The sequence below is a fragment of the Ktedonobacter sp. SOSP1-85 genome (assembly GCF_016587415.1).
Taxonomy (GTDB): Bacteria; Chloroflexota; Ktedonobacteria; order Ktedonobacterales; family Ktedonobacteraceae; genus Ktedonobacter.
This window is the reverse complement of sequence record NZ_BNJI01000002.1, coordinates 1,095,247-1,110,495: the sequence shown is the minus strand read 5'-3', so window position 1 is coordinate 1,110,495 and position 15,249 is coordinate 1,095,247. Positions and strand designations below refer to the sequence as shown.

14 protein-coding genes and 1 pseudogene are annotated in these 15,249 nt (G+C 52.6%); 8 read left to right on the top strand and 7 right to left on the bottom strand.

Annotated elements, in window-relative coordinates; all coding sequences use genetic code 11:
* Positions 1-251: 251 nt before the first annotated feature.
* The 3 genes from iscB to KTE_RS33060 all read left to right on the top strand — a co-directional run bounded on the left by iscB (position 252) and on the right by KTE_RS33060 (position 3,044).
* Positions 252-1,562, top strand: a complete 1,311-nt coding sequence (gene iscB, locus KTE_RS33070; RefSeq protein ID WP_201389154.1) for an RNA-guided endonuclease IscB — start codon at positions 252-254, stop codon at positions 1,560-1,562.
* A gap of 186 nt (positions 1,563-1,748) precedes the next feature.
* Positions 1,749-2,075, top strand: coding sequence for a PadR family transcriptional regulator (locus tag KTE_RS33065; RefSeq protein WP_201378513.1), 327 nt, complete (start codon positions 1,749-1,751; stop codon positions 2,073-2,075).
* Positions 2,076-2,099: 24 nt separating this feature from the next.
* Complete coding sequence (locus tag KTE_RS33060; protein ID WP_201389152.1) at positions 2,100-3,044, top strand: hypothetical protein; 945 nt, start codon at positions 2,100-2,102, stop codon at positions 3,042-3,044.
* Positions 3,045-3,160: 116 nt separating this feature from the next.
* Here the strand turns inward: KTE_RS33060 and KTE_RS33055 are convergent, their stop codons facing one another.
* Positions 3,161-4,000, bottom strand: coding sequence for an arsinothricin resistance N-acetyltransferase ArsN1 family A (locus tag KTE_RS33055; RefSeq protein ID WP_201389150.1), 840 nt, complete (start codon positions 3,998-4,000; stop codon positions 3,161-3,163).
* 146 nt (positions 4,001-4,146) lie between these two features.
* Between KTE_RS33055 and KTE_RS33050 the strand changes: the two genes are divergently transcribed.
* Positions 4,147-4,908, top strand: a complete 762-nt coding sequence (locus KTE_RS33050) for an SDR family oxidoreductase (RefSeq protein WP_201389141.1) — start codon at positions 4,147-4,149, stop codon at positions 4,906-4,908.
* A gap of 66 nt (positions 4,909-4,974) precedes the next feature.
* Here the strand turns inward: KTE_RS33050 and KTE_RS33045 are convergent, their stop codons facing one another.
* From KTE_RS33045 to KTE_RS33035, 3 genes and pseudogenes are all read right to left on the bottom strand, one after another.
* Positions 4,975-5,337: a VOC family protein gene (locus KTE_RS33045; RefSeq protein WP_201389139.1), complete on the bottom strand. Its 363-nt coding sequence runs from the start codon at positions 5,335-5,337 to the stop codon at positions 4,975-4,977.
* Between the two features lie 197 nt (positions 5,338-5,534).
* Positions 5,535-6,011: pseudogene (locus KTE_RS33040) on the bottom strand (WYL domain-containing protein); the annotation flags it as partial.
* Between the two features lie 12 nt (positions 6,012-6,023).
* Positions 6,024-6,467, bottom strand: coding sequence for a YafY family protein (locus KTE_RS33035; RefSeq protein WP_201389135.1), 444 nt, complete (start codon positions 6,465-6,467; stop codon positions 6,024-6,026).
* 248 nt (positions 6,468-6,715) lie between these two features.
* On the opposite strand from KTE_RS33035, the gene KTE_RS33030 reads away from it, so the two are divergent.
* Positions 6,716-7,702, top strand: a complete 987-nt coding sequence (locus KTE_RS33030) for a phosphotransferase enzyme family protein (protein WP_201389133.1) — start codon at positions 6,716-6,718, stop codon at positions 7,700-7,702.
* A gap of 48 nt (positions 7,703-7,750) precedes the next feature.
* On the opposite strand, the gene KTE_RS33025 is transcribed toward KTE_RS33030, so the two are convergent.
* Positions 7,751-8,584, bottom strand: a complete 834-nt coding sequence (locus KTE_RS33025) for an LLM class flavin-dependent oxidoreductase (RefSeq protein ID WP_201389131.1) — start codon at positions 8,582-8,584, stop codon at positions 7,751-7,753.
* Positions 8,585-9,093: 509 nt separating this feature from the next.
* Here KTE_RS33025 and KTE_RS33020 point away from each other — a divergent pair.
* The 3 genes from KTE_RS33020 (at position 9,094) to KTE_RS33010 (ending at position 13,271) form a co-directional block, all read left to right on the top strand.
* Complete coding sequence (locus KTE_RS33020; protein WP_201389129.1) at positions 9,094-10,212, top strand: hypothetical protein; 1,119 nt, start codon at positions 9,094-9,096, stop codon at positions 10,210-10,212.
* A gap of 80 nt (positions 10,213-10,292) precedes the next feature.
* Positions 10,293-12,029 (top strand): thiamine pyrophosphate-binding protein, encoded by a 1,737-nt coding sequence (locus tag KTE_RS33015; protein ID WP_201389127.1) that lies wholly within the window; start codon positions 10,293-10,295, stop codon positions 12,027-12,029.
* Between the two features lie 312 nt (positions 12,030-12,341).
* On the top strand, positions 12,342-13,271 hold the full coding sequence (locus KTE_RS33010; protein WP_236600769.1) for a 3-oxoacyl-[acyl-carrier-protein] synthase III C-terminal domain-containing protein: 930 nt from the start codon (positions 12,342-12,344) through the stop codon (positions 13,269-13,271).
* A 66-nt stretch (positions 13,272-13,337) separates the two neighbouring features.
* Here KTE_RS33010 and KTE_RS49330 read toward each other — a convergent pair whose 3' ends face one another.
* Positions 13,338-13,529 (bottom strand): hypothetical protein, encoded by a 192-nt coding sequence (locus KTE_RS49330; protein ID WP_307812023.1) that lies wholly within the window; start codon positions 13,527-13,529, stop codon positions 13,338-13,340.
* Positions 13,530-13,573: 44 nt separating this feature from the next.
* Positions 13,574-15,085 (bottom strand): ABC transporter substrate-binding protein, encoded by a 1,512-nt coding sequence (locus KTE_RS33005; protein ID WP_307812022.1) that lies wholly within the window; start codon positions 15,083-15,085, stop codon positions 13,574-13,576.
* Between the last annotated feature and the right edge of the window lie 164 nt (positions 15,086-15,249).

The following is a 15,249-nucleotide window of genomic DNA, read 5'->3' as shown; positions in this document are numbered from 1 at the left end:
TTTTCAAACCCGGGGCTTGCTCGACGGTTCGCCGCTGAGCAGGCCCTCATGAGCAGACTCAGTTCGGAGCACGCTCCGAACTCCGTTCGCGACGAAACTAGGTACCAGCGGGTGCGAGGCCAGCCCGCTGCTCTACGGTGATGGGTTAAACAGGCAGAGGGGTCAAGCCAGTGCTCATCGCGTCAAACCGTCGCTGAACCTTGTCGAGGCCAACCTTACCTGCGCAAGCAGAGATCCGAAAGGATTCCTGGATGTCCAAGGTGTTTGTCATGGATAGCTCTCACCAGCCGCTGGATCCCGTGCATCCGGGTCAAGCGAGACGCTTCCTCAAGCAGGGGAAAGCCGCCGTGTGGCGTCGATTCCCCTTCACCATCATCCTCAAGCAAGAGGTCAAGCAGCCCCAGACCGAGCCCTTGCGCCTCAAGATCGATCCAGGCAGCCAGACCACCGGCATTGCCCTGCTCCACGATACCTCGGGCGAGGTCGTCTTTGCCGCTGAGCTTACCCATCGCGGGCAACAGGTCAAGGAAGCTCTCGACACCCGTCGAGAAGCCCGAAGGGGGAGACGCGCCCGCAAGACGAGGTACCGCAAAGCCCGCTTCCACAATCGCCGTCGCCCCAAGGGGTGGCTGCCACCCTCCTTGGAGAGCCGCCTGAGCAACATCCTGACCTGGATCAGGCGCCTGTGCCGCTGCGCGCCGGTGACCTGCATCAGCCAGGAGCTGGTGCGCTTTGACATGCAGCTGCTGGAGACCCCCTCTATCCAGGGGAAGGAGTATCAGCAAGGGACGCTGGCGGGATACGAGGCGAGGGAGTACCTGCTGGAGAAGTGGGAGCGGCGCTGTGCCTATTGCGGCAAGAGCAACCTCCCGCTGCAGATTGATCACATCCAGCCCCGCGCCAAAGGGGGAACCAACCGCCTGAGCAACTTGACGCTGGCCTGCGAGTCCTGCAACCAGGCCAAAGGGAACAGAGACCTCGAAGACTTCCTCAAGAAGAAACCGGAGCGCCTCAAGCAGATTCAGGCCCAGGCCAAAGCCCCCTTGAAGGATGCCGCCGCGGTCAACGCGACGCGCTGGGCGCTTTTCGAACGCCTGAGAGCGATGGGGCTGCCCGTGGAAGTGGGATCGGGAGGGCTCACCAAGTACAATCGCTCGCTGCGAGGCCTGCCAAAGACGCACTGGCTCGATGCCGCCTGTGTGGGCCGCTCCACGCCAACGCTTCTGCAGATGAGCGGGGTGGTTCCGCTGCTGATCCGTGCGCAGGGGCACGGGTGTCGGCGAGTGCGCAATGTCAATGCCCATGGCTTTCCCTGTTCGGCCCCCAAGAGGGCTAAGAAGGTGCAAGGCTTCCAGACGGGAGATATCTCTCGAGCGCATGTCACGACGGGAAAGAAGCAGGGCGTCTATAGCGGACGGGTGCTGGTGCGTGCGAGCGGCTCCTTTGATCTGACCACGAGGGCCGGACGCATCAAAGGGCTGGACGTGCGCTTTTTTACGCCGCTGCATCGATCGGACGGATACAGCTATCAGAAAGGAGGCGTGCATTCCTCCCCGGCCTAAAGGCGCGGGGCTTCCTGCACGCATCTGAGTGATGCCGGTTGCTGGACAAATCCAGCAACCGGCATCACTCCTATTTTTTTATTACGAGAGATTGGCGCAGATCGCCCTTGACAAAATCGATACTTCGTTTTACTATATAGTTATACATAGTAAGTAATACGAAGCAATAGCAGGAGATAATCAAGTATGCGTATCACACGCAACTCTAAGTTGGATCTGGGACGCTTCTCTGATCCTTCACTCCTCATCCTGTCCAGCCTGGCGAGCGGCCCTAAACATGGGTACGCCATGATACAGGATATTGAGCAATTCTGCGGCACTCACCTGGAGGTGGGAACACTCTATGGCGCGCTTGCTCGCCTGGAGAAACAGGGCTGGATTGAAGCTCTGGAACTGGAGGAGCGGCGACGCCCCTACCGTATAACACAATTGGGCGCAACCGTGCTGCGCGAACAGCTCTCAACGATGAAACAGGTTGTCAGCACTGGCCTGCAACGGCTCGCCACGTCCTGAATATAGAGAAGAGGATACTGTAGGATGCATGACACTTCTACCCCGTCGCTTTATCAACGCTGGGCCTGCAGATTGATCGGTTTCTATCCTGCTTCCTGGCGCGAGCGCTATGCCGACGAGATGCTCCAAATTCTGGAGGATTCACCACCATCGCTAAAAACTATCTGTGATCTCTCACTTAATCTCTTTGATGCCTATACTAACCAATCTCTTATACAAGGAAGGATTCCTACAATGCTACAAAAATTGCGCGCCAACGAACTCGCGCTCTATACCTCGGCCATCTTCTTCTTTATAGCCTGGCTAGTAGAGCAGGCTCATGCGAACATGATTATAAATCACCGGGGGGTGCTTTTTCCTTACGATTTATCTACTATTTTAGACCCTACTTCGCCTATATTGTCGAGATTTATCGCAGCTAGCTTATACACGTTGCCCATACTTATCCTGCTCGGCGGCCTTCCTCTACTCTTTGCCGCCGGCTGGCGAGCTTTGAAAGGGAAAAATCTACGCGCCCTGCTCCTTTGCCTGCTGGCCCTTGTGAGTCCAATCCTCACGGTGGCGATACCTGTAGCCTTTCTGTTCCTACTCTATAGAGCTGGCTTTAAAGGTAGTATTCCGGTATTAGACTCTAACTGGGGTATATTGACTGATTTCGCGATCTGCATAGGATTAAGCGTAGCATTCATTGTCTCTACCATTAAGCGCATGGAACCCAGCCGCCGAATTACACATTACGCGCTCTACGTTGCGCTAGGGCTTACGGTGGTAATGCTGAGCAGCTTTGTGACGCTGCTAATTGCTGCCGTACCTACGCTCGTTGGTATCTCTACGGCACCCGGTGATGAAATTGCATATACAGCACGCCATCTTCTCCTGTTACTAGTCATGGTAGTAACTATCGGAATAGCCATCAAATCACTCATTCATGCCTTCCAGGCCAGGCAAAGCACGCAAACCGCCGCCTGATATGAAAGTTATCTCTGGTTATAGGAATGATGTATGCTGGCAGCCTGCGGCTGCCAGCATACATCATTCCTATAACCAGAGCGAGCGTCGCAGGCGCGAGACGTCACACCAAAAGGCTATTTTAAGAGCTTCTCCATGAGGACGACATCGACCCACTGCCCATCGAGCAACCCCTGCTCGTGATAGACGCCCACCTTGCGGAAATCATGGCGCTCATATAAGCGCATGCCTGGCGCGTTGCTTGGGAAGGCCGCCAGCACCATCTTATGATAGCCTAGCGAGCGCGCACGTACCTCCAGGGCGCTCAGCAGGGCGTCGCCAATGCCGCGCCCCCGCTGCTCGCGCGCGACATAGACGGAGAAGTCTACCACATAATCGTAAGCTGGTCGCGGGTTAAAGGCATTCAGCGATCCCCAGCCCACCACTGCTCCCTCCACATCCACCGCGACCAGCACGGGATGGCGATGCGTGCGCGAGTTCAACCATTCGGCCCGCTCCTCTGGCGTGCGCAGTTGCGTCTCTAGCGTCGCCGAGCGATCCTCTATACCTTGATTATAAATACTTGCAATAGCTGCCGCGTCTTCGCGCGTGGCCTCACGAATCTCCATATGCTGCTCCTCCTGAGTCTTCTTTACCAGTTCCGTCCATGAGCGCGACCTCTGGCCCAAACCACCGAGATAGGCCCCCAGAAAGTCGAGGGTTGCCGGGTCCAGACAGTAATAGCGATTAGGCCCATCACTGCTGACCTGCACAATTTCGGCCTCGCGTAGAAGCGCGAGATGATCAAAGAGGCTGGACTGCGCGAGTGGCAGGATCTCGGCAAGCTGCGCCGAGGTACAATCTTTACGTTCAGCCAGCAGGGCGACAATCCGAAAACGCGCCGGGTTCGCCAGCACGCGCAACATACGCAACACCCGCGCCTCCAACGCCGTCGGAACCAGTTCCTCCGTTTTCATACGACCTCCGGTTCATACTATTCCGTATTTTTCCGATTATCCGGAGTATATCTTCTACACAACAAGAGTGTCAAGGCGCTTAGAGCGCCTTGACACGGAGAGTATGGTAAGGTGAAGAAAAAATACATAGAAAGAGCGAAACAATTATGGTTTCAGAACAGAAGTTGGGGTCCATCATCGTGACGGGGGCGAGCCGTGGGATGGGGGCTGCCGTTGCCAGGCTCGTCGGAGCCCATGGGTATCCCGTTGCTGTGAACTTTACCAGCGATGAGGCCGCTGCCCAGAAGGTCGTTTCGCATATTGTTGCCGCTGGCGGTCAAGCCATTGCCGTTCAAGGGGATGTCGCTCGCGAAGAGGACGTCATACGCCTCTTTGAGAGAGCTGAGCGAGAGCTGGGGCCGCTTCAGGGACTTGTAAACAACGCCGGGATTACAGGTGGTCTTGCTCGCCTCGAAGAGGTAAGTGCAGAGGTTCTCACTCGGGTACTTGCGGTCAACGTCGTTGGGACGATCCTGTGCGCGCGAGAGGCCGTTCGGAGGATGTCACTGCACCATGGTGGCACAGGCGGAGCCATTGTTAATATTTCCTCTCTCGCAGCGCGCACGGGTGGCGCTGGCGAATGGGTCCATTACGCCGCATCCAAGGGAGCTATTAATAGCTTTACTATCGGCCTGGCACGTGAGGTTGCCAATGAGGGTATTCGTGTCAATGTAGTCGCTCCTGGACTCATTGAGACCGACCTGCATGCCGCAAGTGGCGCGCCCGATCGCCTGGAGAAATTAAGTCCATCCGTTCCTATGCAGCGTGCAGGCACAGCAAATGAAATAGCTGAGGGTGTTCTCTGGCTGCTTTCTTCGGCAGCCTCCTACACAACAGGGACCATCCTGGAGATCGGCGGCGGCCGCTAACAGGCACAATGCTTGTGGCCCGGCTTCACATGAATTTCTTCACGTGAGGCCGGGCCACGCCCTCAGCTAGCTATTGTAGCGGCGAGAGAGGCCGACTTGATTGCCGGCTGGATCGGCAAAAATGGCCCATTCAAGAATATTGGGAATCACTGTCTTGGGGACGATGGTTTTGCCTCCATGCGCCTCTATCTCGGCGAGAGCAGCATCGATATCATCGGTCGCGAGGTAGACCAGGAGTCTACCGGGTTGATATGCCTTCTCGTGGGGTCCTTGAAAACCTCCGCGCAAACCATCCTCTGCCTGGAACGTGACATAATTATGGGCTGTGTTCGTGACAATTTTCCAGCCAAAAACCTCGTTATAAAACGTGCTGGCCTCGCTAGCATCCACCGCGGGAATTTCAATATGTGCGATCGAATAATTGGCCATAACTTTTTCCTTTCCTGATCTCATCTATTCTTCATTGGTGACACAATCACAAAGGAAGTAGGGGCCATGCTTGCATGGCCTTGTCTCCGCGAGATCTGCTCTCTTAGCGTTTGAATCCAAGCAAGCTTGGACCCTACAACTTCTCTCGAGGTCGTCTATACAGGGAAGTATACGCAATGAATGGTGACACCCTTATGTCACAATTCGGCGTAGTTATGGGCAATTTGGTGCGCCACTTGTTGCACATGTAGGCGCAGTTCCTCTGGCGCAAGCACCTTGGCATCTGTTCCCAGGCCCAGAACAATACTCACGAGCCAATCATACTCCTCCGGGCGCAGTTGCAGGCTAAGCCATCCATCCCCTGCCTCAGTTCTCTGCAGACGCGGCCCCAGGTGTGGCTCATGCTCTAGCCGCAGCATACCACGGGCCGTCAGGTGGATACGAACCTCTGGATAGGAGGAATCAACATGCAGAATAGGGGTGGCCGGGTGTTCCAACTCGGGGGATTCCATGGCTGCCTTCACTTCTAGAAAGCGGTCCACTCGATACACGCGCGTTTCTTGCCGCTCATAGGAATATGCCTCGCAGTACCAGAGTCCCGCCGTAGTGCGTAAGTGCAATGGCAGGAGTGTTTGTTGTGAGACACCCTTCTCAGAGCGATAGCTCACGGAGACCCAGCGCTCTTCCTAGGCGCTTTTCAGCAGCCGGTCGAGAAATGGCGTAGGATAGGAGCGTGAGGATGGCACATCAAATGAAACTGCTTGCTGCAACTGCTCAAGGTTTACGCGCTCATGCCGAGGAAGCAGAGTCTGGATCTTGAGCAGCAGCGACTCACGTTCTCCCTTAAAAGGCACATCACCTAACTGCGAGAGGCTGCTCAGGGCCAGGCGCAAGAGAAGAGCCTCGTGCAGGGTCAGGGCCAGTGGGGGCAGAGAGTAATCAGGCGGTAGGGAGTAGCCGCCAGCAGAGCCTACTTCAGCCACAATCGGGATGCCCATCTCACCCAGGGCGTCGATATCGCGTAAGATTGTACGCCTGGATACCTCAAAACGCCGGGCAATCTCTCCAGCCTTCCGTTTGCCTCCCTGCAAATACAAAAGCATAGCGGTTAATCGATCTACACGATTCATTTTTCCATGTCTCCCTTTTAGCACCGTGCTCAATAGTATACAAAAGGTGTCAAGCTAGGCACATCGTTCAAATGGACAGTGTATTATCATGCGCTTGCTGGTAGAATCGCTTTGTGTTCTAATAAATATAGAAAGAGCGAGATATGCCAAAACCTTATTTATACATACTATGTGGCTTCCCTTTTGCCGGAAAAAGCACGCTTGCCAGAGAACTTGAAAGTTGGTAAAGGGCTAGAAAGTTAATTCACATGATTGACAGACATAGCCAGCAAAACTTTGATCAGGCCATACTGCTTGAGCTTGTCAACCAGTATTACCGGGTTCAGGTCGACACACTCCAGCAACTATCAAGCGCCACTGGCAAATTGATCTACCAGGTAGGGCTAACAGACGGAACAGGCTGGATACTTCGCCTGGCGCCTGCACATGACCAGGCTATGCTTGGCGAACTGGGGCAACTCCTACGCTTCTTTGAAGAGGTAAGCTATCCCGCGGAGCGCGTCATCCCAACTACTGAAGGGGTGATGTTCATTACAGTAGGGGATCGCACGCTCTGTATGACAACGTATCTCACAGGCACGCCGCTGGACTATTCACCCACGTCCTTTGCGCTGCTAGGGACGGCCCTGGGACGGCTGCATGCTCTCAAGCCAGCGCTTACCTATACCCCACCCAAAGCAGGCATGCTTCCTGCGGGCGAACTGGCCTTCGCCCGTCAGCAATTGACCTCAATAGAGCATGCTGTGCCGCACGATGCCCTTACACAATACCAATGGCTCGACACAGCCCTCGCATCCATCACCTACGGCAGCGATCTTCCCGTAACGCTGATTCACAACGATTGCCATCCCGCGAATGTTCTTTTAAGCTCGCCTGGGCAGGCGACGCTGCTAGATTGGGAGGGCGCCGGCATGGGACCCCCCAGTATAGATGTGGGTTTCTTGCTGACAAACTGTGATGGGAAGGTCCCCTGGGACCCCATCACGAGCACATCTTCCCAGGCAGAAGATGCACTTATTCGCGCCGCTATCGAAGGCTACTGCCTTCATCACTGCCTGACACCAGTCGATCTCGACTTTCTACCAGATGCGATCCGTTTTCGTTCCCTGGTCTTTGGCACTGGCTCTTTCGTCCAGGCTATCAAGCGGCATGAAAATACAGCGTTTTCGCAGCAGTGGTGGAGGCGCTATGCCTCAGCGGAAGAGATTGCAGAAAAAGCGAGAATGTATTTTTAATAGAACATTCCCCCAACGTCGTTGTTGGCGGGAATCCGGCGAAGATGCTCAAGCAATTGTAGGTGGTCCCAGGCGGATACGGGTGCGGACCTGCTCAAGTGAGTAGTTCCAATCAAAAGCCTCCTGCCACCAGGTCACACCAGCCTCGGCAAAGGGTTGTAAGGTTGCTTGATCCTGCACTTTATCACTGCCTGTGGTGTGGCCAGCGGCGATCACGTCGAAGGGTTCATTACTCTGACGCTGTGTTTTGAGATAAGCCGTTAGCTCCTGGTAATCCTCGGGTGTCAGTTCTCGTCCCTCAGCAATGGGGCTGACACCATCCCAGCGCGCGGCGCGGCGGAAGGGTTTCTTATTGGGCCAGACGCCTGCTACCCAGATGGGGATGCGGGGCTGCTGCACAGGCAGGGGCAGGAAACGTGCCTCTGTAAGCTGGTAATGCTTCCCCACGTAACTAAAGGCCTCGCCGCTCCACAGCTTTGTAAGCACCTCCAGGCTCTCGTCCAGCATCTCTCCATGCAGGCGGTCTTCACTCGACTCGCCAAAGCAGCTAAACTCCCGGCCAAAATCGCTGCCAATGCCCACACCCAGGATCAAGCGCCCGCCTGAGAGTTGGTCGAGCGTTACCGCCTCCCGCGCCACCTTCCACGGCCTGCGACGCGGCAAGGGAGTCACGATGGGCCCCAACTTAATGCGCTGGGTGCGCATAGCCATCGCCGTCAAAGCGATCCAGGGATCGGCCATCGGCACCTCCCAGCTTGCCCCTATATGGTCCCAGATAAAGAAGGCATCCCAGCCAGCCTCCTCGGCCTCATAGGCCAGTTCGGCCAGCAGCCTGGCATCGCCATACAAGCCAAAATTAGGTGTATTGATAGCAAAATGCATTTCTGCTTCTCCTCTCACTTTTGTATATACCGAGAGAAGTATACTCTGTATTCCTGACATCCCCTGTCTACATTTCCGCTTTTTTGCCTCTCTAAACAAGGAAATACCACTAATACCCAAATAGGCTATAAATAAACTGAGATATCCATTACAAAAAGGTAATATTTGTGCATGAAACTCAACCATAAAGCATAAACAAAGTACGATTAAGCATTGTTTATCAAGTTAAAGCTATTTCATTTATCCTCTTCCCCTATTCACTCTTTTAATAAATCTTTCACATTAAAAATAGACTAATACATGTAAATATGATACATTTATTTCTACTGAGTAGGTAGGGCAAAAAAGCTCTACTCTATTCTTATCTATTACCTTCTTACGCAAAAGTTTTAACTAGAGCCTGCCGTAACAGGCGGTAAGCAATCCAAGGCACAAAGCGTTCAAGCGCGAGCACAGGAAAAGTCAACGAGTTAATACCGTCACCGTCCCATCAAGACAAGGAGGAGAAAATGAATACGATATCAAATCACCCATGGTCTCCCGGCGAGCTTATAGAAACACAACAGGATGCGCCTTCAAAGGGCTTGTTTCAGTGGTGGTACAGCCTGACTGCGCTTCCTGATGCCTCTGCTACCGCAAGTGTCGTTCAGCGAGAGGCAATACGCAAATCGCGCTTAATCAGTGTCATCGTTGCCTGCCTTCTGATCAGTTTCACCGCTTTTATCCCAGGCTGTTTAGCACTCCCAAACCACTATGTCATTGTTGCGGATCTGGGAATGATGCCTTTCTGCATTATTGCTTTGATACTCAACAAAACCCAGAAGCCAACTCTGGCTGGCGTATTGCTGACCGTGGCTTTTGAGCTTGCACTTATGCTCGTGATATTAACATCAACACCGTTTGACGAACCAAGCCTGCAACAGTATGAGCTGTTTGTTTTCGGTGAGTTGTTGGCGGTCTCCTTAATCACACCTACTAGCGTTTTTGCAGTTGGCCTCTTTAATGTTGGCTTTATCTCATGGAGCTTAGTGTTTCAAGCCCCAAAGGACCCTCATCTAATAGCTGTTTTGCAGACACAGTTCGCGCCTATCTGGATAAGGCCTGTTGCCGTTCAGTTCCTTGTGGCAGGCGTGACCTACCTGTGGGTGACAAGTGCGACGAAAGCCATTGCACGCGCCAATCAGGCAGAGATGATCGCCAAACTTGAGCACGAAATGGCTGACCAGAAGCGCGACCTCGAAGCAGGCATCCAACAAATCTTGCAAACGCATGTCTATGTAGCCAATGGGAATTTCAACGCACGTGCCCCCCTTACGCAGGATAATGTGCTCTGGCAGATTGCACAGGCATTGAATAATTTGCTCATCCGCTTTCAGAGGGCCGTGCAAGCAGAGAGAGAATTAAAACGGTTGGAAGAAGCAATAAGTTTTTCCGTAAATAATATCCAACAAGCGGACGTTGACAAGCAAACGCCCGTTCTCCAACCCACACGAACATCACTGGATCGTATGATCGCGGTTCTTCAGGGGCGTACTCTTGGTAAGGCTTCAGCGTATCCAAACCAGCCAGCTAGCCGGATTGCGCCACCTCAAAGTAACCATGGCGCCTGGCCGCAACTCAGGCCCTAGAGGAAGGGCATCATGAGCTAGCGCGGCGGTATGCCAGATATGGACTCATAGTTTATTGTAGGTGAAAGGAGATCTCTTCGATGCCGTCAGCCATCCACGTCTTGCTACAGGCGTTAGAAGAAATCGGTGTGAAGCACATTTTCGGTGTTCCAGGGGGACCACTCGTCCCCCTGTTTGAAGCTCTCGCCGAACGACAACATATCCAACCTGTTTTGGCCAAACATGAGGAGGGCGCAGCCTTTATGGCCGAGGGCTATGCGCGCGTGCGGGGCGGGCTAGGCGTCTGTTGTGGCACAAGTGGACCAGGGGCAACAAACGCCCTCACCGGCATTGCCAGCGCCAATAGCGATTCCATCCCAGTGTTAGCACTTACCGCACAGGTAGCCACCAGCGTCTTTGGCAAAGGAGGCTTGCAAGACAGTAGTAGTGGCAATCGGACTGCGGACGTTGTCGATATATACCGTTCGGCAACAAAATTATCGCTCATGCTTCAGAACAGCCAACAAATGCAACATATGGCCCGCCGCATGATACGAACGGCACTTACCGGGCGTCCAGGGGCAGTACATTTAAATCTTCCGGCTGATATCGTCAAACAGCCTGCATCCGATGATGGACTGCCAACAACCCATTTTTTTACGCGCAGTACCTCTACCGGAGATCTTGCAGCTATTCAGAAGGTTGCTAGAATTTTAAGGGACGCGAAGAGACCAGCCATATTTGCCGGACATGGTATCAGCGTTTCGCGCGCGTGGTCTCAACTACAACGAGTCGCCGAAACCCTACAAATTCCCGTAGCGACGACGCTCAAAGGGAAGAGCACCTTTCCAGAACGGCATCCGCTCTCTTTAGGGGTATTCGGCTTTGGCGGGCATCCCCTGGCAGAGACCTACCTCTATGCGGAAGATGTTGATGTGCTGCTGATCATTGGCACCAGCCTGGGTGAGTTTCAAACCAATGGCTGGGACCCGCGCCTGGCCCCCTCCCATCGTACAATCATCCAAATCGACCTCGATCCGCTGGCTATTGGCAATATCTATCCTGTTAACCACGGCATTGTCGGCGATGCCAAAGCCGTGCTCAAAGTACTTGCTGCGACGCTTACTGGACTCGTTCCAGCTAGCCGAGACTCAGTGAGTGCTCTGGATCGGCTACGGAAGACGGTCCCGCGCTACTATAATGCGAAGGCGCTTCAGGGTGATGCCTCCCTCCTCAAGCCCCAGGCCCTTGTGGCAAAAATGAACGAAGTACTGCCAGATAATACACTGCTATTCGTGGACAACGGGAACTGCCTGAGCTGGGCGGGACAGTTTTACGAGGCCAGGCGGCCTGGAACAGTGTTTTTTGCGACGAATACAGCTTCCATGGGGTATGCTGTGGCTGCCTCCATCGGCGGCAAAATTGCCGCGCCCGATAAGCCTGTTGTGGCATTGCTTGGCGACGGGGCCTTCGGCATGCATGGGATAGAGGTACACACAGCAGCGGATTACAACATTCCGATAATCTGGGTGGTCCTCAATAACGGTGGGCACGGAATGGTGTATAATGGGGAGAAGTTGCTCAACGGCACATCCTACCTGACCATCTTCGACAAGCCGCTAAATGTGAGTGGCATTGCAAATGCTGCCGGGGTCTCCGCGGTGAGAATCACCAGCCTTGACAAGTTCGAAGATAGCCTCCGCCAGGCGATTGACGCGAGAGTCCCCTGCGTTATTGAGGCAATGGTAGACCTTGAAGAGGTGCCGCGTTCCCTGCAACAACGCGCCGATACCTTAACAGCTTTCTTTGGAAAACAAAAAGAGCGCGCGCTCGTGTAATTAAAGGCCTCTCGTCTCAGGCCTTTGACAATGCTAGCCGCCAGTTTCATCAGGAATTTCCAGTTCTTGCCTCGGCTCGCAACGCGAGTCTCGGGGTAAGGGGTGTGGGTGGAAAATAGCAATGCCGTTTTCCACCCACACCCCTTACCCCAGTGGGCCAATGCCATAAACCGGAATGAGTTGCAGATGAACATTATTGAGAATCTTAAAAGTACGCTCTCTATGAGACATGATTTGGGAGCAAAGGGAAAGCCACACGTTAGATCAAAAAAGCGCAAGAAACGGATAGGTATCAAAGGATGCAGCTACTGCATGCCACCACACATACGCGGTAATGATGATCCCATTTTTCAACAGATCACTACTCAGGCCAATGCACAGGGAATTACCGAGAAGGACCTTTTCGTCGGCATGAAGGAAAGGCGGTACCTGGATAAAGATGAACGGATTGAGCCACTCATGATTGAAGCGTCTCGTCTGGCGCTTAAACAAGCCAATATCGCCCCAGAAGCGATTGACCGGCTCTATGGATACACCTCAGTCCCGGAATACTACACGCCAAATAGCCTCTATGTTGTGCACAACGGCCTACAACTTCCCGAGCAAACGTTAGTTGTGCCGCATAATACTGAATTTAGCACCTTCCTGCTGGGTGTGCTAGAAGCCTACAATGCGATTACAGCGGGTTGGAGCGATCATGCATTGGTCTGCTGCGGTTCAAATTGGACACAATATATGGATTACACGCAGGGACACTCACTTAGTATCGGCGATGGGGCAGGAGCCGCGGTTATTGGACCAGAGGCAGACTTTGAGATCATTGACTATGAGACGCAAACACTCAGTGACCAATATGGCGCGATGACAATGCAAGCTCGTGACTCACCCCGCGCGACATACAAAATAACCGAAGATGTTGGCATTTATTCCTTCCAGGTTTCGGCAATGGAAGGAATACCGAAGATGGTGCAACATCTACTATCCAGGAATAAGCTAACGGGCCAAGATATCGCGTTAATAACACATCAGGCCTCCCGTGTCCTTATGGATCACTGGCAAGAAAGCCTTCAACCACGAGAATACCCGGACACGCTAGAACTATTTGGCAATCTAACACTGGCATCCTATCCTGTTACGCTGGCCTATCATTATCTCACTATCTCTTCTAAGTATCTTGTGTTAGCCGCCTTAGGCGTCGGTTATCACCAAACAGCGCTATTATTGAAAAGGACGGGCTCGTGAACATGAATGGCTTTTGCGTCATCAATTGGTCAATTGATGACGCAAAAGCCATTTGCTACTGGTTAATTACCCATTAGCCTTGGCGCAAAGTGGGTTCGTCGAGATATAGATATTGCCCCAGTCTTCGGGAGGTGTAATACCTTGAGCATTATCGACGATACCCATGACGCAAGGCTTACGCACAACCAGAGTATTGCTCTGGCTTATGGGCAGCCAGGCAACATCGTTGACTAGTTGTTGCTCTGCCTTATTGTACAACTGTACACGCTGCTGCTGGTCAAGCGTCGTATCTGCCTGCTTGATCAGTTCCTGTGTCTGTTGTTGCGATGATACATTCGCAGACTTGTTATGAGCATAGTTAAATTGATTGCCACCGTTCTGATTATCCAGGAACAAATCAAGCCAGTCCTGGGGATCAGGATAGTCTGCCCCCAACCACTCTGCCACATTATGGGACCGTTGGAATTATCCTGTGCTGCGCCGATAACCTGGTTGCGCTGGTTAAAGTCAAGATCATTAAGTGTCACATCAACGCCTAGTACAGCTTTCCACATCTGCTGCACCGCTTGAAACTCATTCTTGGCATCGGGCGAACCATTGGTGGCTACAGTAAACGAGAGCTTTGGCAGAGATGAAGGCGTCATGTTCTCTTCTTTGAGCCCTTCCGCAAAAAGCTGTTTGGCTTTTTGAGCATCGCCGCGGGTACTTGTGACTCCGTCTGGACCAAGCAACTGCGTGTTATATCCAAGCTGCCCTTGCGGAATTATATGGTTGGTAGCAAAGACAGTATCTTTGCGAATATTATGCGCAATTTTCTCTTTATCGATGGACAGGGCAAAAGCCTGGCGAACCTTGATATTGTTGAAAGGCTTGATCAGGTAGTTCATCGCATAGTAGGAAATGGTGAGCGCAGGCGTGATGTGGAGCTGTTTTTGCGGCAACGATTTGGCCGACTCGATATTAGCTGTTGGCACCGGAGCATCATCCGTCTGCCCTACCTGATAAGCTTTAAAAGTTGTAGGAGCATCCTTATAGAAATAGAAAATGACTTTACCAAGCTGGGGTTTCTTTCCAGCATAATGGGGATTCGGCACGAAGGTAATTTGCGTGCCATGAATATAACTGGCCACGATCCAGGGACCCGCTCCGCCTCCTTCATTCAGGTGATTCATGAATTTTTGATTACCATATTTCTCTATAAGTTTCTTCTCAACAACCCACGAGCTGGTGTAGGTCAAGGCCTGGAGAAAATATGGAGCCTTCTGCGTGATAACAATCTTCACCGTCGTCGGATCGGGAGCAAACAAGCTATCATTAATTAATGTTGCGACCTTCCCATTGCTCCGTTTAATCCCATCCTTGATAAGCCCAAGATAAAAGGGAGCCGTCGTGGATTTAAGGGCGGGATCAAAGGCGCGGTCAATGCTCCACACAACGTCCTCTGAGGTCAGGGGAGAACCATCACTAAAAGTCAGGTTAGGCTTCAACTTAAATGTCCAGGTCAAACCATCAGGGGATTGTTCCCATGATTGAGCTAGCTGACCATAGACCTGGAGCCGGTCGTCAAGCTGAACTAAGCCGCTAAAGGTCATATTAATAGCTGACGTAGAAGGTCCATCTCCAGCCAGCGCGGGATCAAAAGTCGCAATATCACTGATACCGCTGATGGCATGGTGAAATACTTGCTTGCCTGCGTCCGCCTTCGTGGTAGTATTGGTGGCGTTCGAATCTCCACCACAGGCTGCCAGGCACAAAGCAAGCAAACAAAAAATAAGAGGGAGGAAACGACGCATGTTTGCTGTGTTCACGTGCATGTATCTCATCTCCTTCGAAGGTGATAGGTTCCTTTGTAGGGATCTTTACAGGGGGTAATGTTTTTTATTGTAATCTGAAAGCAAGAAAACTCGCAATCTGTAGATGCGACAAAAAAACATAGAATATAACGACATTAGAAGTATATATCATTACATTTTCATAG

Excerpts from the sequence above, each read along its gene's own strand:
- KTE_RS33050 (WP_201389141.1), top strand. The coding sequence starts at position 4,147 with ATGGTTTCAGAACAGAAGTTGGGGTCCATCATCGTGACGGGGGCGAGC.
- KTE_RS33030 (WP_201389133.1), top strand. The coding sequence starts at position 6,716 with ATGATTGACAGACATAGCCAGCAAAACTTTGATCAGGCCATACTGCTT.
- KTE_RS33005 (WP_307812022.1), bottom strand. The coding sequence starts at position 15,085 with ATGCACGTGAACACAGCAAACATGCGTCGTTTCCTCCCTCTTATTTTT.
- KTE_RS33015 (WP_201389127.1), top strand. The coding sequence starts at position 10,293 with ATGCCGTCAGCCATCCACGTCTTGCTACAGGCGTTAGAAGAAATCGGT.
- KTE_RS33010 (WP_236600769.1), top strand. The coding sequence starts at position 12,342 with ATGCCACCACACATACGCGGTAATGATGATCCCATTTTTCAACAGATC.
- KTE_RS33055 (WP_201389150.1), bottom strand. The coding sequence starts at position 4,000 with ATGAAAACGGAGGAACTGGTTCCGACGGCGTTGGAGGCGCGGGTGTTG.
- KTE_RS33065 (WP_201378513.1), top strand. The coding sequence starts at position 1,749 with ATGCGTATCACACGCAACTCTAAGTTGGATCTGGGACGCTTCTCTGAT.
- KTE_RS33045 (WP_201389139.1), bottom strand. The coding sequence starts at position 5,337 with ATGGCCAATTATTCGATCGCACATATTGAAATTCCCGCGGTGGATGCT.
- KTE_RS33035 (WP_201389135.1), bottom strand. The coding sequence starts at position 6,467 with ATGAATCGTGTAGATCGATTAACCGCTATGCTTTTGTATTTGCAGGGA.
- KTE_RS33060 (WP_201389152.1), top strand. The coding sequence starts at position 2,100 with ATGCATGACACTTCTACCCCGTCGCTTTATCAACGCTGGGCCTGCAGA.
- iscB (WP_201389154.1), top strand. The coding sequence starts at position 252 with ATGTCCAAGGTGTTTGTCATGGATAGCTCTCACCAGCCGCTGGATCCC.
- KTE_RS33025 (WP_201389131.1), bottom strand. The coding sequence starts at position 8,584 with ATGCATTTTGCTATCAATACACCTAATTTTGGCTTGTATGGCGATGCC.
- KTE_RS33020 (WP_201389129.1), top strand. The coding sequence starts at position 9,094 with ATGAATACGATATCAAATCACCCATGGTCTCCCGGCGAGCTTATAGAA.